Genomic DNA, 23,264 nt, shown 5'->3' with positions numbered 1-23,264 from the left:
TCACGCCTGATCCTGGTGCGGGAGCACCAGCTCGCGGATGATCAGCGAGATCGCCGCGGCCACCGGGATGGCCAGCAGGGCGCCGACGATGCCGAGCAGCGCGCCGCCGAACAGCGCGGCGATCACCGTCACCGCCGGCGTCACGTTCACCGAGTGCTTCATCACCCTGGGGTAGATGAGGTAGTTCTCGACCTGCTGGTAGGCCACGAAGAAGATGGCGCACGCGATCCCGGCGGGCCACGAGTCGAGCAGCGCGACCGCGGTCACCAGCACTGCGCCGATCGTCGCGCCCACCAGCGGGATCAGGTCGGTCAGCGCCACGACCAGGGCGAGCGCCAGCGCGTACTGCACGCCCGCGATCGACAGGAAGATCCACGTCACCACGCCCGCGATGACCGAGATGAGCACGTTGCCCGCCACGTACCCGCCGATGCCGGTGAGGATCTCCTCCGTGATCGCGCGCGTCCGCGTCCTGCGCGAGGCCGGTACGAGCTTGAGCAGGTAGTCCTTGATCGTGTGCAGCGAGCCGAGGAAGTACAGCATGAGCACCAGCAGCGTCACCGTGGTGAACACGCCGTTGAGGACCACCAGCCCCGCGCCCATGATGCCGGTCGCCAGCGACGGCCCCAGCGTGCCCGTCACGAACGTCCTGAGCTGCGGCAGGATCTGGTAGTCCTGGTCGAGCTGGCGCAGCGTCGGATGGTTGCTCAGCTCCGTGATGTAGCCCGGCACCGCGTCGATGAACTCGGTGAGCTGCTTGCTCACCGGCGGCACGATCGCCAGCCCGAACAGCGCGAACGCCACGATGACCCCGGCGAACACGATCGAGATCGCGCCCCGCCTGGCCAGGCCGCGCCGCTGCAGGGCCTCGACGGCCGGGTTCAGGCCGACGGCCAGGAACATCGCCACCACGATCAGGATGATCGTGCTCAGCGAGGCCACGATCATCTGCGCCAGCGCGATCGCCGTCAGCACCCCCAGGCCGCCGACCAGGCCGAAGAGGAAGGGGCCGCGGGAGAGCGGCTTGCCGGGCAGCCCGTACGACTCGGACCCGCCGGCCTTCTCCTGGGCCTTCGGCTGCTCGGGGGCCTGTTCTTCCTGCTCGGTCACCGGCTCGACGTCTGCGGACAAGGGGGACACTCCAGGGGGATCGGCAACACAGCATGACGGACTCGTACCACTTCGTACACGCCCGACGGCAAAGAGAGAGCCTAGCGACCCTTCGGCCGCCAGGCTCTCCCCAGCCGTCGTTCAGCCCCGTGTCGTGATCGCCGGCGTTACTCCTGCCACCACTCGGCGTCGTCGTCGGCCTTCTTGACCTCCACCTTGGGCGCGGGGGTCGTGGGCGGAGCCACCGGCTCGGGCGCGGGTGCGGCGAGCGCGGGCTTCGGCGGGGCCGCGGTGACCGCGGGCTCCGGCTCCATGCCCGGCAGGGCGGCGCCGCCGAGGAGCTGGCGGAGCTGGGCCAGGTGGCTGGTGATGCTGTCACGCTGGCGGGTGAGCTCGTCGACCTGGCGCTGCATCGCCGTACGGGTGCGCTCGGCCTCGTTCTTGGCCTCGGTGACGATGGTCTCGGCGCTGGTCTTGGCCTCGGCCACGATGGTCTCGGAGCTCTTGCGGGCGTTCGCGACGAGCTGCTTGGCGTGCAGGTCCGCCTCGCGGCGGGTCTGGTCGGCCTGCTGCGTGGCCTTCGTGGCCCGCGACTCGGCGGTGGCGGCGCGCTGCTCGGCCTCGGCGACCAGCTTCTGCGTGGCGGCCTGGGCGGTGGCGTGGCGCTCGGCCTCCTGGCGCTCGGCCTCCTCGCGGCGGGAGGCGAGCTGGATCTCGAACTCCGCCTCGTCCTGCGCCCGCTTGGCCTCCGACTCCTCCAGCACCCGCTGCGCCTGCGCGCGCATCTCGTCGGCCTGCCGCTTGGCGGTGGTCAGCACCTCGTCGCGCTCGCGCTTGGTGGAGGCGCGCAGCTGCGCCACCTCCCGCTCCGTGGTGGTGCGCAGCTTGGCGATCTCCCGCTCGGCGTCGGCCCGCTTCTCCGCCACCTCGTGGTCGGCGGTGGCGCGCAGCTTGGCGGCCTCCCGCTCGGTGGTGTTGGTCAGCTCGTCGGCCTCGCGGCGCGCGGTCGAGCGGATGTCCTCGGCCTCCCGCTCGGCGGTCGTCCGCATCTCGTCGCTCTCGCGCGCGGCCTGGGCGCGCTTCTCGGCGGCCTCGGCCTCGGCGGCGGCGCGCATGTCGGCGGCGTCGACCTTGGCCGCGGCCTTGATCTCGTTGGCCTCGGACCTGGCGGCCTGGACGAGCTCGGTCGCCTGCTCCTCGGCCAGCCGGAGCAGCTGCTCGATGCGGGCGCCCAGGCCGGAGTAGGTGGGGCGCTCCTGCTCCTGTAGCTGGCGCTGGGAGTCGGACAGGTCGCGCTGGAGGCTGGCAACCTGCTCGCGGGCCTGGCGTAGCTCCCCGTCGAGCTGCTTGAGGTGATCGTGGACCTGATGCCGGTCGTAACCCCGGAGCACCACGTCGAACTCGCGTGCGGGGGCGTCCTCGAAGAAGTTGTTGAGCTGGGCGTCGATGTCGGACTGCATGGAGGCTCGATCCTGGGTTGTCGAGACGGCTACACGGGCCGGACGGGGGGTTCGGGGCATCCGTACCAGGAGCCTGTGCCTCTCGGCAGGCCCCATGTCCGGTGGAAGGTCAAGCGTACTCCGCTGGTGCCACCTGCGAAGCCCCGTCCATCTTTATGCGTGACTAGTTACATATGAACGTTTTTTACGTTTTGCGGGGGTTTGCTATTGCTTGGCCGCTTGGACTAGTTCTGTCAGCATCCCGCCCACATCCTTGGGGTGCAGGAATGCGATCTGCGAGCCCATCGACCCGTGGCGGGGACGCTCGTCCAGCAGCCTCACACCCTTCTCGCCGATCCTGGCCATGGCCTCCTCGACGTCCGGAACCCCGAACGCCACGTGGTGGACGCCTTCGCCCCGCTTCGCCAGGAATTTTCCCACAGGAGAGTCGTCGGAGAGAGGCTCCAGGAGCTGAATGTAGGAGCCCCCACCTTCGCCGTCGGCGATGTGCAGCATCGCCTCCTTGACGCCCTGCTCCTCGTTGACCTCCCTGGCCACGACCGTGAGCTCGAACGTGCGGGAGAAGAGCTCGATCTTCTCCTCCAGGTCACGGCAGGCGATCCCGATGTGGTCGATCCGCATGAACATGTGTGGCCTACCTCCATGGCGAGCGACTGCGTACTCGTGGGTATCGTGTCAAAAGACCGGACGCGCGAGCACAGGAGGCCGTTGTCATGTCCAGTTCCGTCATCGTCGCCGGAGCTCGCACCCCCATCGGAAAGCTCCTCGGCTCACTGTCCGGCCTCCAGGCCGTCGAGCTGGGCGGCATCGCGATCAAGGCCGCCCTCCAGCGGGCCGGCGTCGCGCCCGAAGCCGTCGAGTACGTCATCATGGGCCAGGTCCTCCAGGCCGGCGCCGGGCAGATCCCCTCCCGCCAGGCCGCCGTAAAGGCCGGCATCCCCATGACCGTCCCCTCGATCACCATCAACAAGGTCTGCCTGTCGGGCCTCGACGCCATCGCCCTGGCCGACCAGCTCATCAGGGCCGGCGAGTTCGAGATCGTGGTGGCCGGCGGCATGGAGTCCATGACCAACGCCCCGCACCTGCTGCCCGGCCTGCGCAAGGGCGTCAAGTACGGCGGCTCGCAGGTCGTCGACTCGATGGCGCACGACGGCCTGTTCTGCGCCTTCGACCAGTGCGCGATGGGCGAGTCGACCGAGCGCCACAACACCCGGCTCGGCATCGGCCGCGCGGAGCAGGATTCCGTGTCGGCCCGCTCCCATCAGCTCGCCGCCGCCGCCATCAAGAACGGCGTCTTCGAGGACGAGATCGTCCCCGTCGAGATCCCGCAGCGCCGCGGCGAGCCGCTGGTCGTCAAGGAGGACGAGGGCGTACGCGGCGACACCACCGCGGAGACCCTCGCCAAGCTGCGCCCCGCCTTCGCCGCCGACGGCACCATCACGGCCGGCTCGGCCTCCCAGATCTCCGACGGCGCCTGCGCGGTGGTCGTCATGTCCAAGGCGAAGGCCGAGGAGCTCGGCCTGCCCTGGCTGGCGGAGATCGGCCGTCACGGCAACGTCGCCGGCCCCGACGCGTCCCTGCAGTCGCAGCCGGCCAACGCCATCAAGCACGCCATGTCCAAGCAGGGCGTGACGGCGGCCGACCTGGACCTGGTGGAGATCAACGAGGCGTTCGCCAGCGTGGTGCTGCAGTCGGCCAAGGAGCTGGGCGTGCCGCTGGACAAGGTCAACGTCAACGGCGGCGGTATCGCCCTGGGGCACCCCATCGGGGCTTCGGGGGCCAGGATCGTGCTGACGCTGGCGTACGAGCTGAAGCGGCGGGGCGGCGGGCTCGGCGCGGCGGGCCTCTGCGGAGGCGGCGGCCAGGGCGACGCCCTCCTCATCACCGTCCCCAGGGCCTGACGGTCGTCAGCTGGCCGCCAGGTCCATCCGCAGGAACTCGGTGATGCGGAGCACCTTCGGCGGCCGGGTCACGTCGTCGGCGAGAGCCTGGAACGCCTCCTGCCGCCCGACCACGCGCGGCGCGGTGAGCTCCACCTCCTTGCCGTCGACCAGGAGCCGCGCCGTGCCGGACGCCAGGATGTTGCGCACCCAGTCCGAGCGCGACCCGTACACCAGGACGAACAGATAACCCCCCTCGACGGGATGTGCGTCGAGGGGGGTGTTGTACGTCGCGCCGGAGACGCGCCCGACGTGGACCAGCACCGGCGACTTCCCGCGGGCGAGCGTGAGGGGGTTGAACACCCGCTTGTTCACGTGCCCCCACCACAACGGCATCGGCATCGCCATCTCCTCCTCTTACACATGTAAGGTGGGCTACATGCGTAAGGCTGTCTTACGCTTGTAAGGTTGTCAACAGTCCAAATCGCCGGAGTTCGTCGTGTCACCACCCTCACACCCGCTCAGCAGAGGCCTCGTGCTCGAAGCGGCGATCCGGGTCGCGGATCGCGGCGGGGTCGAGGCGATCACGATGCGCAAGGTGGCACAGGAGCTGGGCGTGGAGGCGATGTCGCTCTACCACCACGTGCCGAACAAGGACGCGATCCTCGACGGCGTGGTCGACATGGTCTTCGCGGCGATCAAGCTGCCCGGCGCCGGGTACGACGACTGGCGCGAGGCGATCCGGGTGCGTGCCTTCTCCGCGCGGGAGGTGCTGTCGCGGCACAGCTGGGCACTCGGGCTCATCGACTCCCGCCGCAACCCGGGGCCCGCGACGCTGCGGCACCACGACGCCGTGCTCGGGGTCCTGCGCAGGGCCGGGTTCACGCTGCCGATGGCCGCGCACGCCGTCTCGCTCATCGACAGCTACGTCGGCGGGTTCGTGCTGCAGGAGGCGAACCTGCCGGTGATGACGCCGAACGACATGGAGGACGTGGCGGGCAACATCCTGGAGGGGCTGCCGGCGGACGAGATGCCGTACCTCACCGAGATGATCGTGGACCACGCCATGCGGCCGGGCTACGACTACACGAGCGAGTTCGGCTACGGCCTGGACCTGATCCTGGACGCGCTCGAAGCCCGGCGGTGAGGCCGCGCGGTCATCGCTCGTCGATCGTCTGGTCGCCGCCGGCCTGGTAGACGCGTCCCTGGCCGGAGGCCTCGGCGCTCATGTGGATGTTCGTCGTGCCGTCGCCCGTGGAGATGATGCCCGAATTGTCGCCCCCGACGGCGACCGACCCCGCCCCGGACGCCGTCACGCCGCCAGGCTGGGGTTCGGCGTGCTCCCGGCCGCGGAGGCCGTGGATCGCGACCCCCAGTCCGGCCGCCGTGACGAAGAGCGCGATCACGCTGGCCAGCTTGTCGGCGTCGTCGAGGCCGACCCGTACGAAGTAGACGATCAGGGCCGCCGCGGCCACCACCGCGACCGCGGCCCCGCCCCACACCAGCACCCGCTTGCGCATACCGGCATCATCGGCCTTCGGCCCGCGTGCGCACAACGGGCGCGGCTCCCCAGCCGCGCTTTCGTGCTGCCCGCCGCGGGAGCCGGAGAGCCCGCCGACCGGCTTCACCGCGATCCGGGCTCTGGCCGGTCCAGGACGGCCCGGGGCGCGTCACGCCGGTAGGCGTAGTGGATGAGCCCCCGGTGGTGCCTGCCCACCTTGTCGTAGAGCGCGCGGGCCGGGGCGTCCTCCAGCGTGTTCCAGTAGAGGCTCGGGAAGCCGTGCTCCTTGGCGTCCCGGGCCACCCACTCGATCATGGTCGTCGCGATGCCGCGCCGCCGGACTTCCGCGTCCACGAACAGGTCCGCCAGATAGCACCTCCCGGCGTACCAGACGCTGGCGTGGAACAGGTAGTGCGCGATGCCGACCAGCTCGCCGTCCAGCCGGGCGGCGATCCCGCGGATCCGGTCGTCGTCGAGCAGGCGCCGCCAGGTCCGTTCGTAGTCGTCGTCGCCGCGTTCGACCTCGAAGTAGGCGTCCTTGCCGCGGGCCAGCGACTCCCAGCGGGCGCGGTCCGGTTCGGCCAGGAAGCCGATCTCTATCATGGCGCTCATCCTGCCTCACGGTCGGCGGGCGGACAGCGCGAAGCCCCGGTCCGACCAGGAATGGACCGGGGCTCCGTGGCGTCCTGCCACCGGCTCGACCAGGAATGCGAGCCGGGGCGCCGTCGCCCCGCTAAGGGGGCGATTCAGCCCGGCCGCGAGGGAGGTTGCGGCCGGGCTGCTTGTGGGCGGTCATGAGACGAGGAACCGGGCGAAGACCGAGCGGTGACGGCGCTCGGCCGGCCGGGTCCTGCTCGCCTCGCGTACGCGCCGCTGCTCGGCGGCGGCCTGGCGCAGCTCGGCCGCGTGGTGCTGCATCACGGAGTATTCGAGTTCGGCGTTCATTCCGACTGCTCCCTTGTCTCGTTCCCTGCACTCTCAAGGTTCGTCCTAAGGCCCCCTCCGGCACATCGGGCGGATGCCTTATCTCTCGGCAAAGGCGCAGATAGGGAGGTACTTAGGCGGGTGCACAGGAGACCTAAGGCGCAGGTGAGGGTGCTTAGGGCTCGTCGGTGAACTTGACCTCGACCTTTGAGAAGCCGAGCGATTTGAGCATGCCGGACAGCATGGCCCTGGTGTTGGCGTCGGCCCTGGCCCGCAGGTCGCTGGCCACGGCCGCCTCGGTGATCTTCTTCTCGGCCAGGAGGTAGAGCTCCCGCTGGTCGGTGGGGGAGCCCGACAGGAAGTCGCTCACCCGGTCGAACAGGCCGCGCTGCTGGGCGAAGACGTACGAGCGGCTGTTGTCGAGGTTGGGCTTCTCCAACTGGGCGCGCGGCACGCGTACGGTCGCCCGGGTGCGGTCCTCCGAGACCGTCACGCCGTTCGACGCCAGGCCGGAGAAGTCCACGTAGGCGTCCACCCCGCCCGCCCCCACGAACAGCGTGCGGGTGCCCTTGATCGCGTCGGGCAGGAAGTTGGCGTCCTTCTCCAGGTCCACGACCACCTGGAAGGTGCCCGTCGCGGCCTCGAACCGGCTCAGGTCCTTGATGGACTGCAGCAGCACCGGCTGGCTGCGGTCGATGCTCTGCTCGCCCAGCGGGTTGAGCCAGGACCAGGCCAGCCGGCCGCCCACGACGAGCAGGACCGCCAGCACCAGCAGGCCGGCCAGATATCGCCACCGGCGGCGTCGCCCGGGGGTCACCTCGGGCGACGCCGTTTGGGAAGTCGTCATGCGAGCATGACTACCCGTCAGGCGATCATCAGTGCCAGCCCTTTGGTGACATCTTCGCTCCCCAGCCGTGGCCGTTTCCTTGCGGACCGCGCCCCGGGTGCTCGTGCGAGGCGGGGAGCTGCTCTGACGCCTCGGCGGCGCCCGGCGCCCCGGCCACGTCAGGGTCCTGCGACGGGGTGGTTTCCTGTGGTCCGGGGTCGAACACCGGCCAGCTCACCCCGGACGTGTCGGGAGTCCACCGGTCGGCGGGGGCTTCCTGGCGCTGCGCCGGCGTGGAGCCCGCCCCCGGCGTGCCGGTCGCGGTGCCGGTCGGCGTGGTGCCGCCCGGCCCCGGGTACACGGGGTAGACGTGGCTCGACTCGGGAGTGGGCCGTACCTGCGGTGCCACCTGCGCCTGCGAGGGGCCGCCGCCGAAGTGCGTACTCGACAGGCGGCATCCCTGGAAGTCGCTGTAGAACATGCGCAGCCACTCCCTGCGCTGGTGCTCGCTCCACGAGGAGAACGACGTCGTCGCGTAGTGGTGCTCGGGCAGCGGGGTGCCGGGCAGCGGCTCGCCGCGCAGCCAGGCCACCACGATCTGCCGGTAACCCTCCGTGACCGCGCTCTGGCACCTGGGGGCCAGCGCCTCGATGTACTCGTGCGCCGCCTCCTCCGCGAACCCCGCGGACAGGTCGGGCACGTGCACCGGCGCCAGCCCGTTCGACGGCTTCAGCGGGTCGTCCAGCGGGCGCTGCTCCACCCGCGTGAACGCGGCGGGCGTCCCGGCGAGCCGCGAGGCGATCTGCGTGAACGCCGCGCCCAGCTCGGTCAGCCCCGCCCGCATCCCCGGATGCACGCACACCGTGATCGGCCACTCCTGGCAGGCGTAGGCGATGTCCACGGCCGCGGCCGGCTTCGGCTGGGCCAGCACCCGCGACACGCCCATCGCCGCGGCCAGCACCGACAGCAGCGCGCACGCCAGCACCAGGGCCTGCCTGGTGACCAGCGCCGCCCAGCCGAGCAGGAGCGCCGCCGTGATGCCCAGCAGCCAGATCGTCTGGTCGAAGAACGGCGCCCCGTTCAGCCCCTGGAACAGGTCGTACGGCTCCCCGGTCCCCGGCGCCAGCTTGTCGGCCCAACCGCGGTCGTCCGCCAGCCACGAGAACAGCCCGTAGCAGGCCAGCCCGGCCAGCGGCGGGGTGAACGGCCGGGGCACCACCCAGCCGGCCACCCACCCGATCACCGAGTACAGCGCCAGCCCCGCCATGCCCATCGCCAGCCCGGTCAGGCTCAGCCGTCCCGCCTGGTCGGTGAGCACCGTCTTGACGGCCAGCACCAGCACCGTGGCCCCGAACGAGCCCACCACCACCATCACGATCGCCAGCGGCGCCTTGAGCGCCCGCCACGTCGTGAGCGAGCGCCCGCGCAGCGCCCGGCGCTTGCGCAGCGCCACCCAGGCGGCGAAGGCCGCCGCCACCGGCCCGGTCAGCCGGAGCGAGCCGATGACCGCGGCCACGATGTTCTCCCACGCGTCCACGCCTGGAATCAGGACGTTCCACGCCGCGAACAGGCCGACAGCCAGCAGCACGGCAACCGTGACGGCCGCGCTGTGCTTCAGCTCCTCTCGTGAAACGCCCGCGTGCTCACGCACCCTTTTCCCCGTTGACGTTCATCAAGCGCACCCCCCGTGCCCCTCGGTGCCACGGAACACGCGTGGTCCCGGCCGTCCCCACGGCCTCTGGACTTGGCATCCGCGTCACCATACGTAGGAGAACCATAACTGAGCGTGATGATTGATGTCCGGATTCTTGGTCAAGCGAAGAAGCCTGTCGCAGAGAGTGATCAGACGAACCGGGACGAGAGGCGCGCTACCGTAGCGCTGTGTCGCAGCCGAAGCCGCTCAACCTGCCGTTCGACCCGATCGACCGCGCCGCGGAGAGCTGGCGTGCTCACTTCGGGCCCTCCGCCGCCATGGCGGCCGTTACCTCGATCATGAGAGCGCATCAGATCCTGCTGTCGCAACTTGACTCGCTCCTGAAGCCATACGACTTGACCTTCGCCAGGTACGAGGGATTGGTCCTGTTGACCTTCAGCAAGACCGGCGCGCTGCCACTGTCCAAGATCGGCGAACGTCTCATGGTTCACCCCACCAGCGTCACGAACACGGTGGACAGGCTGGAGAAGTCCGGGTTCGTCCGCCGCCTGCCCAACCCGCGCGACGGCCGCGGCGTGCTGGCCGAGATCACCGAGGCCGGCCGCGACGTCGTACGGCGCGCCACCGCCGACCTGATGGCCGCCGAGTTCGGCCTGACGATGTACGCCGAGGACGAACTCCACCGGATGTTCGACCAGTTGCGCACCCTCAGGGTGGCGGCGGGTGACTTCCCGGGTTCGTCCATGCGGCAAGATGAAGGGCATGGCGGACTTCTCTAGGCCTGGGTCCCTCTACGGAGCGGTGGACCTGGGCGCGCGCAAGCAGGCTCTGGAGGCGCAGGCCCGGCGGGAGGCGGCAGGTCCCCAGGCGGCCTCGTCGGCCTCGATCGTCGACGTGACCGAGGAGACGTTCACGACCGACGTCATCGACCGGTCCATGACCGTGCCCGTCGTTCTCGACCTCTGGTCGCCGAGGGCGCCGGGCAGCGCCCAGCTCAGCCCGGTGCTGGAGAAGGTCGTCGGCGACCTGGGCGGCAAGGTGGTCCTGGCCAAGGTCAACGTCGATGCCAGCCCGCAGATCGCGCAGGCGCTGCGCGTGCAGGCGGTGCCGACCGTGCTGGCGATCTTCCAGGGGCAGGCCGTCACCGGCTTCCAGCAGGTGCTGCCCGAGCAGGAGGTGCGCCGCTGGCTCGACGAGCTGATGGGCGCGGTCGAGCAGTTCTACCAGGCCAACCCGGGCGCCCGCCCGGCCGACGCCGAGCAGGAGGGGCCCGAGGCGCCCGCGGGGCCGCCGGCCGACCCCGACCTGGTGGCGGCCGAGCAGGCCATCGACCGGGGCGACTTCGACGCGGCGATCGCGGCGTACCAGCGGCTGCTGGCCCGCGCGCCGGGCGACGAGGACGCCAAGATGGGGCTCGCGGGGGTCAACCTGATCAAGCGCACGGCCACGGCCGACCCGGCCGACGTGCAGCGGCGCGCGCAGGACCCGTCCGACCTCGACGCCCAGCTGCTCGCCGCCGACCTGGAGATGTTGTCCGGCGCGGTGGACGAGGCGTTCGCGCGCGTCATCGCCGTGGTCAAGCGCACCTCGGGCGACGATCGCGACAAGGCCAGGAAGCATCTGCTCGGCCTGTTCGAGGCGTTGCCCGCGGAAGACCCATCTTTGGCGAAAGCGCGCAGAGCTTTGGCCAGCGCTCTGTTCTAACCTGGAGATATGCGGGTCGTTACCATATCGGCGACATACGGCACGGCCGGTAGCCAGATCGGCCCGGCCGTCGCCGAGCGCCTCGGTGTGCCCTTCGTCGACCGGGCGATCCCCAGTGCCGTGGCGGAGGAGCTGGGCTGCACGCTGGAGGAGGCGCTGGCCCACGACGACCGGGCCGAGCACGGGCTGGCCCGGCTGTTCTCGGGCGCCGTACGGCTGCCGACGGTCACGTTCGGCGGCGTGGACATGTACGTCCCCGGGGCGATGCCGCTCGCGCCCGAGGAGTTCGTCCGGCGCACCGAGCGCATGCTGACGGAGACGGCCCGCAACCAGGGCGGGGTGTTCCTGGGCAGGGCCGGCGCGGTGGTGCTGGCCGATCACCCGGGCGCGCTGCACGTCAGGCTCGACGCCCCGCTGCAGCGCCGCGTGAAGCAGACGGCCACGCTGGGCGAGCTCAGCGAGCGCGAGGCCCGCCGGATCATCGAGGACAACGACCGGGCCCGCAACGCCTACGTGCGGCACTTCTACCGGGCCGATCCCGCTGATCCCTGCCGATATCACCTGGTTCTCGACAGCACCACGATCCCGGTGCCGGCGTGCGTCGAGCTGATCGTTCTGGCGGCCGAGGCGCTCGATTGACCCAGCGCCGAGTCAGGCCACAGTCAACAGCCCCTAACATGGATGCATTCTTGGTCAGTCCCGAAGGAGCGATTGACGTGGCGACCGTCCCGAGTGTGTCGTACTCCATCACCGTGCGTCTCGAGGTGCCGGCCGGCGGCAAGGCCGTCAGCCAGCTCACCCACGCCGTAGAGTCGGCCGGGGGCGTCGTGACCGCCCTCGACGTCACCAACGCGGGGCACGAGAAGCTCCGCATCGACGTCACCTGCGCGGCCAGGGACACCGACCACGCCCAGGCCATCGTCGACCAGCTCGAGGCCGTCGAGGGCGTCGTCATCCACAAGGTGTCCGACCGCACGTTCCTCATGCATCTCGGTGGCAAGATCGAGATGAAGTCCAAGGTGCCGCTGCGCAACCGTGACGAGCTGTCCATGGCGTACACGCCGGGCGTGGCCCGCGTCTCGATGGCGATCGCCCGCAACAAGGAGGACGCGCGGCGCCTGACCATCAAGCGCAACACCGTGGCCGTGGTCACCGACGGCTCGGCCGTCCTGGGGCTGGGCAACATCGGGCCGGAGGCGGCGCTGCCGGTCATGGAGGGCAAGGCGGCGCTGTTCAAGCGCTTCGCCGGCATCGACGCGTGGCCGATCTGCCTCGACACGCAGGACGTCGACGAGATCGTCCGCACCGTGCAGGTGATCGCGCCCGGCTTCGGCGGCATCAACCTGGAGGACATCGGCGCGCCGCGCTGCTTCGAGGTGGAGCGGCGGCTGCGCGAGCTGCTCGACATCCCGGTCTTCCACGACGACCAGCACGGCACCGCGATCTGCGTGCTGGCCGCGCTCACCAACGCGCTGCGCGTGGTGAACAAGAACATCGAGACGGTCAAGATCACCATGGCGGGCGCGGGCGCGGCGGGCAACGCCGTGCTGCGGCTGCTGCTGGCCGCCGGCGCCCGCAACGTCGTCGTCTGCGACTACCTCGGCGCCGTGCACAAGGGCCGCGACGACCTCGACGAGTCGCTGCGCTGGATCGCCGACCACACCAACGCCGAGGGGTACTCCGGCGACCTGCGCGGGGCGGTCAAGGGCGCGGACGTGTTCGTGGGCGTCTCCGCCCCCGGCATCCTGACCGGCGACGACATCGCCGCGATGGCCACGGACGCGGTGGTGTTCGCGCTGGCCAACCCGGAGCCGGAGGTCTCGCCCGACGAGGCCGCCCAGCACGCCGCCGTGGTGGCGACGGGGCGCTCCGACTTCCCCAACCAGATCAACAACGTCCTGGCCTTCCCCGGGGTGTTCCGCGGGCTGCTGGACGCCCAGGCGAGCGGGGTGTCGCAGGAGATGCTGCTGGCCGCCGCGAACGCGCTGGCCGCCGTGGTGACGCCCGAGGAGCTGGGCCCGAACTACATCATCCCCAGCGTGTTCCACCCCGACGTGGCCACGGCCGTCGCCGCGGCCGTGCGCGAGTCCGCGGGCGGCCGGGCCAGGGGGTTCACCGAGGCCTAATGATGCGCCGGCGTGGTGATCGCGGGCATCAGGCGGTAGCTCTCCTGGAAGACCAGGTTGTGCGCGTCGCCGGCCGCGATCACCCGCAGCGTGTCGAGCTGGCCGGCCGCGTCCGCCTCGTCGAAGACGTTCAGCGGCCAGTCGCCGACCGTGTTGCCGCGCAGGTGCGGGTGGTGGAAGTCGCAGCCGAAGTGGGCCACCACCGCGATCGGCTGCACGCCGCTCTCGCGCTGCTGCCGCCACGTCAGCGACCACATCGCGTTCAGGCCGCCCTCGCGTGACCGGGTGACCCCGCTGGCCACCACCTGGCCGGTGCCGAGCAGCAGGTCGGCGTTGGCCTCGTCGAGTGCCCGGCGCGCCACGGGGTCGAGGAGCTCGACGGCCCTGGCGAACACGCGTTCCTTGTCCTCCCGCGTGACGGCGTCGCCGTGGTCGCCGTCGCGCAGGTCCTTGAAGTGCCTGAGCAGGGCTTCGTTGATGGGAGTGCGCATGCCCATCCCCTGCCCAGGTCGCGGGAGAGGCCACCTCCCGCTTCGGCTCAGCCGAGCAGGGCCGCGATCCTGGTGCGCACGTCCTGCGTGTCGAGGCCGCGTACGGTGAGCGTGGTGCGGCGGCGTACGACGTCGTCCACCGTGGCCGCCCACTCGTGGTCGCGGGCGTAGACGGCCTGGGCCCAGATGTCCGGCCCGTCCGGGTGGATGCGCTCGCCCAGCGCCGCGTCCTCCCTGATGAGCTTGGCCAGCTCGAACGCGATCGACCCGTAGTGCGTGGCCAGGTGCCTGGCCACCAGGGGGTCCATGCGCGTGCCCGGGTCGCGGTCGGTCCACAGCCGCATGGCGACCGCGTCGGGGCTGGCCAGGCCGGGCAGCGGCACGGCCGGCAGGATGTCGGCCAGGTCGTCGCCCAGGGGCCGCCCCGGCAGGTGGGCGAGGATGTCGAGCACGTACTTGCCGATGTGCCGGTACGTCGTCCACTTCCCGCCGGCCACCGACAACATGCCGCCGGAGCCGCGGCTCAGCACCGTCTCGCGCTTGGCCGCCGTCACCTGCCCCGGGCCGCCGGGCAGCACGCGCAGGCCGGCGAAGGCGTAGGTGATGTCCTCGCGCCTGAGCTGCTCGTCGCGTACGGAGTGGCCCGCCTCGTCGAGGATCTGCGTGAGGTCCGCGTCCGTCGGGCTCACGGCGCCGGGATCCCCCTCGTACGGCTCGTCCGTGGTGCCCAGCAGCAGGTGGTCCTCCCACGGGATCGCGAACGACACCCGGTACTTGTCGATCGGCGTGGTCAGCGCCGCCTTCCACGGCTCGTGGCGGCGCAGCACCAGGTGGGCGCCCTTGGACAGCCGGATGCTCGGGGCGGCGTCCGGGTTCTCCATGCGGCGCAGGTGGTCCACCCAGGGGCCGGTGGCGTTCAGCACGAGCCGGGCGGTCACGCCGAACTCCGCGCCGTCGAGCCGGTCGCGCAGCTCGGCGCCCGTCACGCTGCCGGACGTCTTGCGCAGCCCGACGACCTCGGCGTGGTTGAGCACGGTCGCGCCCGCGTCCACGGCCGCCCGCACGGTCATGACCGCGACGCGGCTGTCGTTCATCTGGTGGTCGCCGTAGACGGCGGCGGCCCGCAGGCCCTCCGTACGCAGCGCGGGCACCTTGGCGAGCGCCTGCTGCGGCGTGATCACCTTGCCCATGCCGTCGCCGAACACCGACAGCGCCGAGTACAGGAACACGCCCGCGCCCAGCTTGGCGGCACCGTGCGGCCCGCCCTTGTAGATCGGGACCAGGAACGTCAGCGGCTTGACCAGGTGCGGCGCGATGTCGGCGGCCAGGGCACGCCGCTCGCGGTGGTTCTCGGCCACCAGCTTGACGTTGCCGGTCTGCAGGTAGCGCAGGCCGCCGTGGACGAGCTTGGAGGAGGCGCTGGAGGTGGCCCCGGCGAAGTCGCCGGCGTCGACCATCGCCACCCGCAGCCCCGCCTGGGCGGCCATCCACGTCACCGACGTGCCGAGGATGCCGCCCCCGATCACGAGCAGGTCGTAGGTGGTGGTGGCCAGCTCCTGCCGGACCTCCGCCCGGTCGGTGCCGATCGCGGTCGTCATCGCCGTCATCCCTCCTGCTCGACCCAGCCCAGGGTGCGGGCCACGGCCTTCTTCCAGTTGCGGTACTCGCGGTCGCGAGCCGCCTCGTCGATCGAGGGCCGCCATTCGGCGGCCTTGTGCCAGTTGGCGCTCAGGGTGTCGAGGTCCGGCCAGTAGCCGGTGGCCAGGCCGGCGGCGTACGCGGCGCCGAGCGCGGTCGTCTCGGCCACCATCGGCCGGATCACCGGCACGGCCAGCACGTCGGCGAGCGTCTGCATGAGCAGGTTGTCGGCGGTCATGCCGCCGTCGGCCCGCAACGTGGTCAGGTCGAGCCCCGAGTCGGCGTTCATGGCGTCCACGACCTCGCGCGTCTGCCACGCCGTGGCCTCCAGCACGGCCCGCGCGAGGTGCCCCTTGTTCACGAACCCGGTCAGCCCCGCGATCACGCCACGCGCGTCCGAGCGCCAGTGCGGCGCGAACAGCCCGGAGAAGGCCGGGACGAAGTAGCAGCCGCCGTTGTCGTCGACCGTCTTGGCCAGCGTCTCGATCTCGGCCGCGCTGGAGATCAGGCCCAGGTTGTCGCGCAGCCACTGCACCAGGGAGCCGGTGACCGCGATGGCGCCCTCCAGCGCGTACGTGGCGGGCCCGTCGCCGATCCGGTAGCCGACGGTGGTCAGCAGGCCGTGCTTGGAGACGACCGGCTGCGTGCCGGTGTTCATCAGCAGGAAGCTGCCCGAGCCGTAGGTGCTCTTGGTCTCGCCGGGCGCGAAGCAGGTCTGCCCGAACAGCGCCGCCTGCTGGTCGCCGAGCGCCGAGGCCACCGGGATCCCGGCCTCGGTGTGGCCGTAGATCTCGGCGGACGAGCGGATCTCGGGCAGCATCGCGCGCGGCACGCCCATCGCGGCGAGCAGCTCGTCGTCCCAGGCGAGGGTGTGGATGTTCATCAGCATCGTGCGGCTGGCGTTGGTCACGTCGGTGATGTGGCGGCCCGTGAGGTTCCACAGCAGCCAGCTGTCCATCGTGCCGAACAGCACCTCGCCGCGTTCCGCGCGCTCCCGCAGGCCGTACGCGTCGAGCAGCCAGCGGATCTTGGGCCCGGCGAAGTAGGTCGCCAGCGGCAGCCCGGCGCGTTCCTTGAACAGGCCCTCGTGCTCGGCCAGCGAGCGGGTGAGCGCGTCGGTGCGGGTGTCCTGCCAGACGACCGTGGGGCAGACGGGGCGGCCGGTGGCGCGGTCCCACAGGACGGTGGTCTCGCGCTGGTTGGTGATGCCCAGGGCGGCGATCTGGTCGTCCTCGATGCCGGCGCCGCTCACCGCCTCGGTCAGGACCGTCCGGACGTTCTGCCAGATCTCGTCCGCGTCGTGCTCGACCCAGCCCGGCTTGGGGAAGATCTGGCGGTGCTCGCGCTGGGCGACGGAGATGATGTTGCCGGGCTCGTCGAACACGATGCACCGGCTGGACGTGGTGCCCTGGTCGATGGCTGCGACGTAGTGCGGTCGAGGCACTGGGTTCCTCGCAAGACTATGGTTCGACAATGCCGAACGAATGGTATGTGGTCCGTCGAAGCTTGTTCAAGTGTCATCGGGCGAGGTCGCGGGTTATGGCCCTGGCGGCGTCGCGTACGTAGGAGACGAACTCCATGTTGAGCCGGCCGTCCGCGGCCAGCCGTTCGACCGCGCCGCGGATGCCGATGGCGCCCACCACGATGCCCCGGCGGTCCTTGATCGGGGCGGCGATGGCCACCTCGCCCTCCGTCAGCTCCTCCATCTCGGCCGCCCAGCCCCGCGCCCTGACCTCGTCGAGCTCCGCCTCCAGGGCGGCCGGGTCGACGATCGTGCGCTTGGTGCGGGCCTCCAGCGGCCGGGTGCCCTCGCCGTACGGGTCGTGGGCCAGCAGGACCTTGCCCAGGGCGCTGGCGTGCGTCGGCAGGTATGTGCCCACCTGCAGCGTCTGCATGCTGTCGTCAGGGCGGAAGACGTGGTGGATGACCAGGACGTGCCCCTCGTGCAGGGTGCCGATCCAGGCGCTCTCCCTGCTGCGCCCGGCCAGGGCGTCGGCCCAGTTGATGGAGCGGGTGCGCAGCTCGTTGACGTCGAGGTAGCTGCTGCCCAGATGGAGCAGCGTGGCGCCGAGCCGGTACTTCCCCGTGGCCGCGTCCTGCTCGACGAAACCCACGTGGACCAGGGTGCGCAGGATGCCGTGCAGCGTCCCCTTCGGCAGGCCGAGGGCCCGCGCCAGCTCGGCCACTCCGAGTTGCCGTGGACCGGAGGCGAGCAGCCGTAGGATCGCGGCGGCGCGCTCCACCGATTGAATCGTCTCTCCCACACCGGGAACCCTAGCGCAGTTCGGCAATGCCGAACACCCGCCTTAACGGGACGAGTGTGCCGGTAAACTGTCTGCCACGTGAAGGAGACTTGATGGACCAACTTTCCCGCTCGGCGGGAACCGTGCGGCCGGGTGGCCGCACAGCCCGGGTACGCGCGGCCGTCCTGGAGGCCACCCAGGACGAGCTGGTCGAGCGCGGCTTCCACGGCCTGACCATGGACCAGGTCGCGGCCAGGGCGGGCGTCGGCAAGACCACCGTCTACCGGCGCTGGGGGAGCACTCCCGGACTCGTGGCCGACCTCATGAACGAGCTGGCCAACCAGTCCTCCGACCATGCCGACACCGGCAGCGTCGAGGGGGACCTGCGCGCCAACGCGCTGGCCGTGCTCGACGCGCTCAACGACGGGCGGCTCGGGGTGACGTTCCAGGCGGTCATCGCCGCCGCCACCTCCGACGAGCAGGCGGCCCAGGCGTTGCGCGCGTTCTACCTGCGCCGCATCGAGGAGTGGGCCAAGGTCGTGGACCTGGCCGTGCGGCGCGGGGAGCTGCCCGAGGGCACCGACGGGGGTGAGGTGATCAGGGCCGTCTCGGCCCCGCTCTACTACCGGCTGGTGGTCACGAGAGAGCCGGTGACGCGGGTGGTCGCCGAGCAGGCCGTGGCCCGTACGCTGGCCGCCGCCAGGGCCGGGGCGTTCGTCGTGGAGGTCCCGCCGGGCTGAGGGCGAGCGGCGTCACGGGCTCGATCGCGGCCAGATCGAGCCGTACCACCACAGGATGCCGCCCATCACCACGAGGCCGCCCGCCGTGGCCAGCTTTCCCATCAGGTCGGCGGGCGGGCCCGTGTAGGGCAGGTGGCCGTGGCGGCGATGCCCCCAGGGGCAGTCGTTGTCGACGTGGCTGGAGTCGATCAGCGTCTCCGGCTCGTGGTCGCTCACCGAGTACGCCTCGATCTCGGCACCGCTGCCCTTGCCCACCGGCACGTGCCGGACGATGGTCTTGCGGGCCGGGATCGAGCCGCTCGCCACGCTGGTCCCGTCGGCCTTCAGGTCGAAGCGGGCGAGCTGGCGGGTCTGGTTGTGCAGCCGTACGGCCGCCTTGCCCGAACGGCACCCCACGTCGTCCACGGTCATCGTGAACGGGTCGCCGCCGTCGTGCCGGGGCCAGGGCCAGTCGCGCGCCTGGGCGTCGGAGGCGGAGGGGAGCAGCGCGATGGCGCCCAGTGGCAGGGCGGCCAGGGTGAGGCGGAGTCCGGTACGCATATGATCCCCCAAGTGCGAATTTCGCTACCTAAAGTTCCCATGCGTGTACGAAAAGTAACATCGACACACTGGGGGAGCGCGCACCCGCGCAGGTACTACATGATGGATGTATGGCGGAAGCGATCTACGTCGGCGGGTTGCTGGTGGCGACGCCACTCCTCGACGACCCCAACTTCCGGCGTAGCGTCGTGCTGATTCTCGAACACGACCACGACGGCGGCACCCTGGGCGTGGTGCTCAACCGGCCCAGTGACATCTCGGTGACGCAGGTGCTGCCTGTGTGGGATCCCCTGGTGACCGGCCCCTCCGTGCTCTTCGAGGGCGGGCCCGTACAGACCGACAGCGCGCTGGCGCTGGCGGCGGTGCCGAGCGGGGAGGAGCCGCTGGGGTGGCGCCGGCTGCACGCCGGCACCGACGCCGTGGCCCGGCTGGGCACGGTCGACCTGGACGCGCCACCCGAGATCCTCCAGGGGGAGATCGCGCAGATGCGCATCTTCGCGGGGTACGCGGGCTGGACGTCGGGCCAGCTCGAGAGTGAGATCGCCGAGGGCGCCTGGTACGTCGTCGACTCCGAGGTCGGCGACACCTTCCACGCCGACCCGGCCTCGCTGTGGCGGCGGGTGCTCCGGCGCCAGCGCGGCGAGCTGGCCTTCGTGGCGACCTGCCCCGACGACCCGACCATGAACTAGCCGGCTACAGGTCCCAGCCGGGCCGCAGGGAGCGCTCGGCCAGCGCGACACACTCCGCCATCCGCTGCCTGACCTCCGTCATCGTGCCGTCGTTGCGCGGGCACTCGAACCCGACACGCATCGTGGACATCGCGAACGCCACGATCAGGTGCGTGAGCTGGTCCCGGTCGGGGTCCACGCCCCTGCGCGCGGCGATCACCTCGGCCAGGTGCCGCTCAGTCCGGGCGCCCCTGGCCGCCGACAGGCCCACCAGGCGCGGATGCTCGTCGAACAGCCGCCGCAGCTTCAGGAACCGCTCCGCGTCATCGGGCGTCGCCCCCTCCAGGTCGGCCAGGACGGCGCGCATCGCCTGCATCAGGCAGGCGAAGGGCGGCTCGTCCGGCGGCCGGCTCGCCAGGGACTCCAGCATGAGCTCCTCGGCGTGGTCGTGGAAGAGCAGCACCAGGTGGTCCTTGCCGGTGAAGTAGCGGAAGAAGGTGCGGGGGGAGATCTCGACGGCCCCCGCGATCTGCTCGACGGTGGTCGACTCGTATCCTTGTTCGAGGAACAAGTCCAGCGCCGCGTCGAGGATCGCCAGGCGCGTCTTCTCCTTCTTGCGTTCCCGAAGACCCACTGTGGTCACTCCCTCGAAACCTTTCTGTCACAGTGTGCCATATGTCATAGGGCGACGAATAAAAGTCGTTTGTCACACGTCACAGGCTGACAGTAGATTACCGGAGGCTTACGAGATCTATGCCCCGGTGCGGGGCGATATAGGGGGATTCATGGCTGATACGAAGGCGGTGGCCGCACCGTCCTCGTCTGGCCCTGGCAAGCACGGGGCGGGGAGCAACCCGTGGCTTGTGCTGCTGGCGGTGAGCCTTGGCGTGATCATGGTGATGCTCGACGGCACGGTCGTCGGCATCGCCAACCCGGTCATCCAGGCGGACCTGAAGGCGTCACTTTCCGACCTGCAGTGGGTGACCAGCGGTTACCTGCTCGCGCTCGCGGTCTTCCTGATCACCGCCGGCAAGCTCGGCGACCTGTTCGGGCACAAGCGGGTGTTCCTCATCGGCGTGGCGGGCTTCGCCCTGTCGTCTGTGGGCATCGGACTCAGCGCCGAACTGGCCGACATCATTCCCGGGGTCTCCCCGATCGGCGCGCTGATCGGGCTGCGCGTGCTGCAGGGCCTGTTCGGCGCGCTGCTCCAGCCCGCCGCCCTGGCGCTGCTGCGCGGAGCGTTCCCCGGTGAGAAGCTGAACCAGGCCATGGGCGCCTGGGGCGCGATCATCGGCCTGTCCAGCGCCGCCGGCCCGATCGTGGGCGGCGTGCTGGTCGAGAAGGTGAGCTGGGAGTCGGTCTTCTTCATCAACGCACCGGTGGGCGTCATCGCCCTGATCATGGGCGTGCTGCTGATCAAGGAGAACCGCTCGCAGACGTTCGCGCGCATCGACTGGCTCGGCGTGGTGCTGCTGTCCGGCGCGATGTTCTCGCTGGTCTGGACGATCATCAAGGCCCCCGAGTGGGGCTGGGGCGACAGCACCACCCTGACCTTCGTCGGGGCGTTCGTGGTGCTCATCGCCGCGTTCGTCTTCTGGCAGAGCAGGGCCAGGCAGCCGCTGGTGCCGCTGTCGCTGTTCGCGAACCCGTCCATCTCCATCGGCACCTTCCTGATGATGATGGTCGCCTTCGCGATGTTCGGCGCGATGTTCTTCCTGGGCTTCTTCTTCCAGGGCGTGCACGGGCTGTCCCCGCTGCAGGCCGGCCTCTACATGCTGCCGATGAGCGCGGGCATGATCGTCGCCTCGCCGCTGGCGGGCATGGCGCTCGGCAAACTCGGGCCGAAGATCACGATGGCGGCCGGTCTGCTGATCACCGCGCTCGCGATGTTCCTCATGTCCAGGCTCGGCATCGAGGCCACGTTCATCGAGAGCGGCATCCCGTTCGTGCTGCTGGCCTTCGGCCTCTCGCCGGTCTTCGTGGGCGCCACCGAGATCATCGTGGGCAACGCGCCGGTCGAGCTGAGCGGGGTCGCGGGCGGCCTGCAGCAGTCGGCCATGCAGGTCGGCGGCGCGCTCGGCACCGCGATCCTGGGCGCCGTGATGGCCGCCGAGATCTCCGACACGCTGCCGGGCTACCTCGGCCCGGCGGCGGGGGTCACGCCGGAGCAGCTCACGCTCCTGGAGAAGGCCGCCGCCTTCGGCCAGGCGCCTCCCGGGCTGCCGGAGCAGGTCGGCGACGCCGTCCACCTGTCGTTCATGGACGGCATGCACCTCGCCTTCCTGGTGAGCACCTGCATCGCGGTGCTGACCGCCGTGCTGACCCTCTTCGTCAGGGCCGGCAGGAAGACCGAGGGCGCGCCGGTCCACGTGGGCTGACAGTTCGCTCCCCGTACGGCCTCCGCTCGTTCCGGGCGGGGGCCGTACGGCGTTGCGGGGGCCGGTCGCGGGCGGGCATAAACTCGGTGGGGTGAGCACGAAGATCCTCCCAGAGCAGGAGACCACTCCGCGGACGTCGCACGGCGACGGCGATCACGAGCGGTTCGCCCACTACGCGGACAAGCACAAGATCACCGAGAGCATGGTGACCGGCACGCCCATCCGCGCCCTGTGCGGCAAGGTCTGGGTGCCCAGCCGCGACCCGAAGAAGTACCCGGTCTGCCCGGAGTGCAAGGAGATCTACGAGGGCCTGCCCCAGGGCGGCGACGGCGACGGCGACAAGCAGTGAGTGTTGCTGTGCGGTAATCCTCGCGCGTGGAGCTACGGTCTGTAGCCAGACCAGCTCGTATCGTAGTGGGGGGACCGCATGGCCCGGCGCGCGACCGCCGTCTCTTTGGCATGCCTGCTCGCGGCCGGGTTCATCCCGCCGCTCCGGCCCGGCGCCGCCCTGGCGGCCGGTTGTGACGTGGCGGCACCGCACCGGGCGCACGCGCCCGCGGCTCGTACGCGGGGCCACGGGCACTGGCGGGTGCCGGGGCGGCCCGGGCCGCGCTCGCCCAGGCCGCAGGACGTCGCCATGGTGATGGCCGAGCTGGGCAAGCGGCTGAGCGGGGTCACGCCGCCGAGCGAGATCACCGTGCCCACCCGCGTGCACGTCATCTCGCCCGGCCCCGAGCGCCGGGTCTCCGACCAGGCGGTCCAGGCCCAGATCGACACGCTCAACTCCGCGTACGGCGGCAGGTTCGGCGGCGTGGACACCGGCGTGCGCTTCCGCCTCGACGGCATCACGGTCAAGGAGCAGGCCGCCTGGTTCAGCGACCCCGTCGGCCACGAGAGGGCCATGAAGAGCGCCATGCACGCGGGCGGGGCCGGCACGCTGAACCTCTACATCGCCCAGCTCAGCGAGCTCATGCTGGGCTTCGCCAGCTACCCCTACTGGTACGCGGGCGCCCCGGCGCTCGACGGCGTGGTGATCGACTGGCGCAGCCTGCCCGGCGGCGCGATGAGCGACTACAACAAGGGCTTCACCGGCGTGCACGAGATCGGCCACTGGCTCGGCCTGTTCCACACGTTCGAGAACGGCTGCAAGGCCCCCGGCGACGGCATCGACGACACCTCGCCCGAGGCCAGGCCGACCGAGGCGTGCCCGCAGGGCAAGGACACCTGCCCCGGTCAGCCGGGCCAGGACCCCGCGCACAACTACATGGACTACGCCCACGACCGGTGCATGTGGGAGTTCACGGTCGGGCAGGCGGATCGCATGCACGAGATGTGGGCGGCCTACCGCGACACGCCCGCTGTCTGACAAGTCGGGCCCGTC

26 protein-coding genes are annotated in these 23,264 nt (G+C 70.9%); 11 read left to right on the top strand and 15 right to left on the bottom strand.

Annotated elements, in window-relative coordinates; all coding sequences use genetic code 11:
• From HD593_RS48240 to mce, 3 genes are all read right to left on the bottom strand, one after another.
• On the bottom strand, positions 1–1,131 hold the full coding sequence (locus tag HD593_RS48240; protein WP_185109592.1) for an AI-2E family transporter: 1,131 nt from the start codon (positions 1,129–1,131) through the stop codon (positions 1–3).
• A 146-nt stretch (positions 1,132–1,277) separates the two neighbouring features.
• Positions 1,278–2,570: a DivIVA domain-containing protein gene (locus tag HD593_RS48235; protein WP_185109591.1), complete on the bottom strand. Its 1,293-nt coding sequence runs from the start codon at positions 2,568–2,570 to the stop codon at positions 1,278–1,280.
• A gap of 204 nt (positions 2,571–2,774) precedes the next feature.
• The gene (mce, locus tag HD593_RS48230) at positions 2,775–3,197 is read right to left on the bottom strand and encodes a methylmalonyl-CoA epimerase (RefSeq protein WP_185109590.1); all 423 of its coding nucleotides are present in this window, start codon (positions 3,195–3,197) and stop codon (positions 2,775–2,777) included.
• A gap of 86 nt (positions 3,198–3,283) precedes the next feature.
• Here mce and HD593_RS48225 point away from each other — a divergent pair, with 86 nt between their 5' ends.
• Positions 3,284–4,471 (top strand): acetyl-CoA C-acetyltransferase, encoded by a 1,188-nt coding sequence (locus HD593_RS48225; protein ID WP_185109589.1) that lies wholly within the window; start codon positions 3,284–3,286, stop codon positions 4,469–4,471.
• A gap of 6 nt (positions 4,472–4,477) precedes the next feature.
• Here the strand turns inward: HD593_RS48225 and HD593_RS48220 are convergent, their stop codons facing one another.
• A complete protein-coding gene (locus HD593_RS48220) occupies positions 4,478–4,852 on the bottom strand; it encodes a nitroreductase family deazaflavin-dependent oxidoreductase (protein ID WP_185109588.1) in 375 nt (124 codons plus the stop codon).
• 97 nt (positions 4,853–4,949) lie between these two features.
• Here HD593_RS48220 and HD593_RS48215 point away from each other — a divergent pair, with 97 nt between their 5' ends.
• Positions 4,950–5,597, top strand: coding sequence for a TetR/AcrR family transcriptional regulator (locus HD593_RS48215; RefSeq protein WP_312904271.1), 648 nt, complete (start codon positions 4,950–4,952; stop codon positions 5,595–5,597).
• A 10-nt stretch (positions 5,598–5,607) separates the two neighbouring features.
• Here the strand turns inward: HD593_RS48215 and HD593_RS48210 are convergent, their stop codons facing one another.
• From HD593_RS48210 to HD593_RS48190, 5 genes are all read right to left on the bottom strand, one after another.
• Positions 5,608–5,970, bottom strand: coding sequence for a hypothetical protein (locus tag HD593_RS48210; RefSeq protein WP_185112785.1), 363 nt, complete (start codon positions 5,968–5,970; stop codon positions 5,608–5,610).
• Positions 5,971–6,074: 104 nt separating this feature from the next.
• The gene (locus tag HD593_RS48205) at positions 6,075–6,563 is read right to left on the bottom strand and encodes a GNAT family N-acetyltransferase (RefSeq protein ID WP_185109587.1); all 489 of its coding nucleotides are present in this window, start codon (positions 6,561–6,563) and stop codon (positions 6,075–6,077) included.
• 180 nt (positions 6,564–6,743) lie between these two features.
• Positions 6,744–6,896 carry a hypothetical protein gene (locus HD593_RS48200; protein WP_185109586.1) on the bottom strand — a complete coding sequence of 51 codons (153 nt, stop codon included), beginning with the start codon at positions 6,894–6,896 and terminating at the stop codon, positions 6,744–6,746.
• Positions 6,897–7,050: 154 nt separating this feature from the next.
• Entirely contained in the window at positions 7,051–7,722 is a 672-nt protein-coding gene (locus tag HD593_RS48195) for a DUF4230 domain-containing protein (RefSeq protein ID WP_185109585.1), read from the bottom strand.
• Positions 7,723–7,750: 28 nt separating this feature from the next.
• Positions 7,751–9,352 carry a hypothetical protein gene (locus tag HD593_RS48190; protein WP_185109584.1) on the bottom strand — a complete coding sequence of 534 codons (1,602 nt, stop codon included), beginning with the start codon at positions 9,350–9,352 and terminating at the stop codon, positions 7,751–7,753.
• Between the two features lie 230 nt (positions 9,353–9,582).
• Between HD593_RS48190 and HD593_RS48185 the strand changes: the two genes are divergently transcribed.
• From HD593_RS48185 to HD593_RS48170, 4 genes are all read left to right on the top strand, one after another.
• Complete coding sequence (locus HD593_RS48185) at positions 9,583–10,134, top strand: MarR family winged helix-turn-helix transcriptional regulator (RefSeq protein ID WP_185109583.1); 552 nt, start codon at positions 9,583–9,585, stop codon at positions 10,132–10,134.
• A complete protein-coding gene (locus HD593_RS48180; RefSeq protein WP_185109582.1) occupies positions 10,118–11,059 on the top strand; it encodes a tetratricopeptide repeat protein in 942 nt (313 codons plus the stop codon). Before HD593_RS48185 ends, HD593_RS48180 begins: the two co-directional genes overlap by 17 nt.
• A gap of 9 nt (positions 11,060–11,068) precedes the next feature.
• A complete protein-coding gene (locus HD593_RS48175; RefSeq protein ID WP_185109581.1) occupies positions 11,069–11,698 on the top strand; it encodes a cytidylate kinase-like family protein in 630 nt (209 codons plus the stop codon).
• Positions 11,699–11,775: 77 nt separating this feature from the next.
• Positions 11,776–13,185, top strand: coding sequence for an NAD-dependent malic enzyme (locus HD593_RS48170; RefSeq protein ID WP_185109580.1), 1,410 nt, complete (start codon positions 11,776–11,778; stop codon positions 13,183–13,185).
• Here HD593_RS48170 and HD593_RS48165 read toward each other — a convergent pair.
• The 4 genes from HD593_RS48165 to HD593_RS48150 form a co-directional block, all read right to left on the bottom strand.
• On the bottom strand, positions 13,182–13,676 hold the full coding sequence (locus HD593_RS48165; protein WP_185109579.1) for a hypothetical protein: 495 nt from the start codon (positions 13,674–13,676) through the stop codon (positions 13,182–13,184). The two genes, HD593_RS48170 and HD593_RS48165, sit on opposite strands and share 4 nt — an antisense overlap.
• 47 nt (positions 13,677–13,723) lie before the next feature.
• The gene (locus HD593_RS48160; RefSeq protein WP_221525344.1) at positions 13,724–15,283 is read right to left on the bottom strand and encodes a glycerol-3-phosphate dehydrogenase/oxidase; all 1,560 of its coding nucleotides are present in this window, start codon (positions 15,281–15,283) and stop codon (positions 13,724–13,726) included.
• Positions 15,280–16,758 (bottom strand): glycerol kinase GlpK, encoded by a 1,479-nt coding sequence (gene glpK, locus HD593_RS48155; RefSeq protein WP_185109577.1) that lies wholly within the window; start codon positions 16,756–16,758, stop codon positions 15,280–15,282. The genes HD593_RS48160 and glpK overlap by 4 nt, the downstream gene beginning before the upstream one ends.
• Positions 16,759–16,831: 73 nt before the next feature.
• Complete coding sequence (locus tag HD593_RS48150) at positions 16,832–17,578, bottom strand: IclR family transcriptional regulator (protein WP_185109576.1); 747 nt, start codon at positions 17,576–17,578, stop codon at positions 16,832–16,834.
• A gap of 92 nt (positions 17,579–17,670) precedes the next feature.
• Between HD593_RS48150 and HD593_RS48145 the strand changes: the two genes are divergently transcribed.
• Positions 17,671–18,297 carry a TetR/AcrR family transcriptional regulator gene (locus HD593_RS48145; RefSeq protein ID WP_185109575.1) on the top strand — a complete coding sequence of 209 codons (627 nt, stop codon included), beginning with the start codon at positions 17,671–17,673 and terminating at the stop codon, positions 18,295–18,297.
• Between the two features lie 12 nt (positions 18,298–18,309).
• Here the strand turns inward: HD593_RS48145 and HD593_RS48140 are convergent, their stop codons facing one another.
• Complete coding sequence (locus tag HD593_RS48140; protein ID WP_185109574.1) at positions 18,310–18,837, bottom strand: hypothetical protein; 528 nt, start codon at positions 18,835–18,837, stop codon at positions 18,310–18,312.
• A 110-nt stretch (positions 18,838–18,947) separates the two neighbouring features.
• Here HD593_RS48140 and HD593_RS48135 point away from each other — a divergent pair, with 110 nt between their 5' ends.
• Positions 18,948–19,526: a YqgE/AlgH family protein gene (locus HD593_RS48135; RefSeq protein ID WP_148435015.1), complete on the top strand. Its 579-nt coding sequence runs from the start codon at positions 18,948–18,950 to the stop codon at positions 19,524–19,526.
• A gap of 4 nt (positions 19,527–19,530) precedes the next feature.
• Here HD593_RS48135 and HD593_RS48130 read toward each other — a convergent pair whose 3' ends face one another.
• On the bottom strand, positions 19,531–20,139 hold the full coding sequence (locus HD593_RS48130; protein ID WP_185109573.1) for a TetR family transcriptional regulator: 609 nt from the start codon (positions 20,137–20,139) through the stop codon (positions 19,531–19,533).
• A gap of 151 nt (positions 20,140–20,290) precedes the next feature.
• Between HD593_RS48130 and HD593_RS48125 the strand changes: the two genes are divergently transcribed.
• The 3 genes from HD593_RS48125 (at position 20,291) to HD593_RS48115 (ending at position 23,249) form a co-directional block, all read left to right on the top strand.
• Positions 20,291–21,883 carry an MFS transporter gene (locus HD593_RS48125; RefSeq protein WP_185109572.1) on the top strand — a complete coding sequence of 531 codons (1,593 nt, stop codon included), beginning with the start codon at positions 20,291–20,293 and terminating at the stop codon, positions 21,881–21,883.
• 91 nt (positions 21,884–21,974) lie between these two features.
• Positions 21,975–22,232, top strand: coding sequence for a DUF3039 domain-containing protein (locus HD593_RS48120; protein ID WP_043616197.1), 258 nt, complete (start codon positions 21,975–21,977; stop codon positions 22,230–22,232).
• A gap of 78 nt (positions 22,233–22,310) precedes the next feature.
• Positions 22,311–23,249: a zinc metalloprotease gene (locus HD593_RS48115; RefSeq protein ID WP_185109571.1), complete on the top strand. Its 939-nt coding sequence runs from the start codon at positions 22,311–22,313 to the stop codon at positions 23,247–23,249.
• Positions 23,250–23,264 lie beyond the last annotated feature (15 nt).

It is taken from the genome of Nonomuraea rubra (assembly GCF_014207985.1).
Taxonomy (GTDB): Bacteria; Actinomycetota; Actinomycetes; order Streptosporangiales; family Streptosporangiaceae; genus Nonomuraea; species Nonomuraea rubra.
The sequence above is the reverse complement of the archived record's forward strand: the minus strand, read 5'-3'. Positions and strand labels throughout refer to the sequence as shown.

What these genes read in the sequence shown, in the direction of transcription:
- HD593_RS48235 (WP_185109591.1), bottom strand. Translation starts at nt 2,570, where the DNA reads ATGCAGTCCGACATCGACGCCCAGCTCAACAACTTCTTCGAGGACGCC.
- mce (WP_185109590.1), bottom strand. Translation starts at nt 3,197, where the DNA reads ATGTTCATGCGGATCGACCACATCGGGATCGCCTGCCGTGACCTGGAG.
- HD593_RS48225 (WP_185109589.1), top strand. Translation starts at nt 3,284, where the DNA reads ATGTCCAGTTCCGTCATCGTCGCCGGAGCTCGCACCCCCATCGGAAAG.
- HD593_RS48220 (WP_185109588.1), bottom strand. Translation starts at nt 4,852, where the DNA reads ATGCCGATGCCGTTGTGGTGGGGGCACGTGAACAAGCGGGTGTTCAAC.
- HD593_RS48210 (WP_185112785.1), bottom strand. Translation starts at nt 5,970, where the DNA reads ATGCGCAAGCGGGTGCTGGTGTGGGGCGGGGCCGCGGTCGCGGTGGTG.
- HD593_RS48205 (WP_185109587.1), bottom strand. Translation starts at nt 6,563, where the DNA reads ATGAGCGCCATGATAGAGATCGGCTTCCTGGCCGAACCGGACCGCGCC.
- HD593_RS48200 (WP_185109586.1), bottom strand. Translation starts at nt 6,896, where the DNA reads ATGAACGCCGAACTCGAATACTCCGTGATGCAGCACCACGCGGCCGAG.
- HD593_RS48195 (WP_185109585.1), bottom strand. Translation starts at nt 7,722, where the DNA reads ATGACGACTTCCCAAACGGCGTCGCCCGAGGTGACCCCCGGGCGACGC.
- HD593_RS48180 (WP_185109582.1), top strand. Translation starts at nt 10,118, where the DNA reads ATGGCGGACTTCTCTAGGCCTGGGTCCCTCTACGGAGCGGTGGACCTG.
- HD593_RS48175 (WP_185109581.1), top strand. Translation starts at nt 11,069, where the DNA reads ATGCGGGTCGTTACCATATCGGCGACATACGGCACGGCCGGTAGCCAG.
- HD593_RS48165 (WP_185109579.1), bottom strand. Translation starts at nt 13,676, where the DNA reads ATGCGCACTCCCATCAACGAAGCCCTGCTCAGGCACTTCAAGGACCTG.
- HD593_RS48160 (WP_221525344.1), bottom strand. Translation starts at nt 15,283, where the DNA reads ATGACGGCGATGACGACCGCGATCGGCACCGACCGGGCGGAGGTCCGG.
- HD593_RS48145 (WP_185109575.1), top strand. Translation starts at nt 17,671, where the DNA reads ATGGACCAACTTTCCCGCTCGGCGGGAACCGTGCGGCCGGGTGGCCGC.
- HD593_RS48140 (WP_185109574.1), bottom strand. Translation starts at nt 18,837, where the DNA reads ATGCGTACCGGACTCCGCCTCACCCTGGCCGCCCTGCCACTGGGCGCC.
- HD593_RS48135 (WP_148435015.1), top strand. Translation starts at nt 18,948, where the DNA reads ATGGCGGAAGCGATCTACGTCGGCGGGTTGCTGGTGGCGACGCCACTC.
- HD593_RS48125 (WP_185109572.1), top strand. Translation starts at nt 20,291, where the DNA reads ATGGCTGATACGAAGGCGGTGGCCGCACCGTCCTCGTCTGGCCCTGGC.
- HD593_RS48115 (WP_185109571.1), top strand. Translation starts at nt 22,311, where the DNA reads ATGGCCCGGCGCGCGACCGCCGTCTCTTTGGCATGCCTGCTCGCGGCC.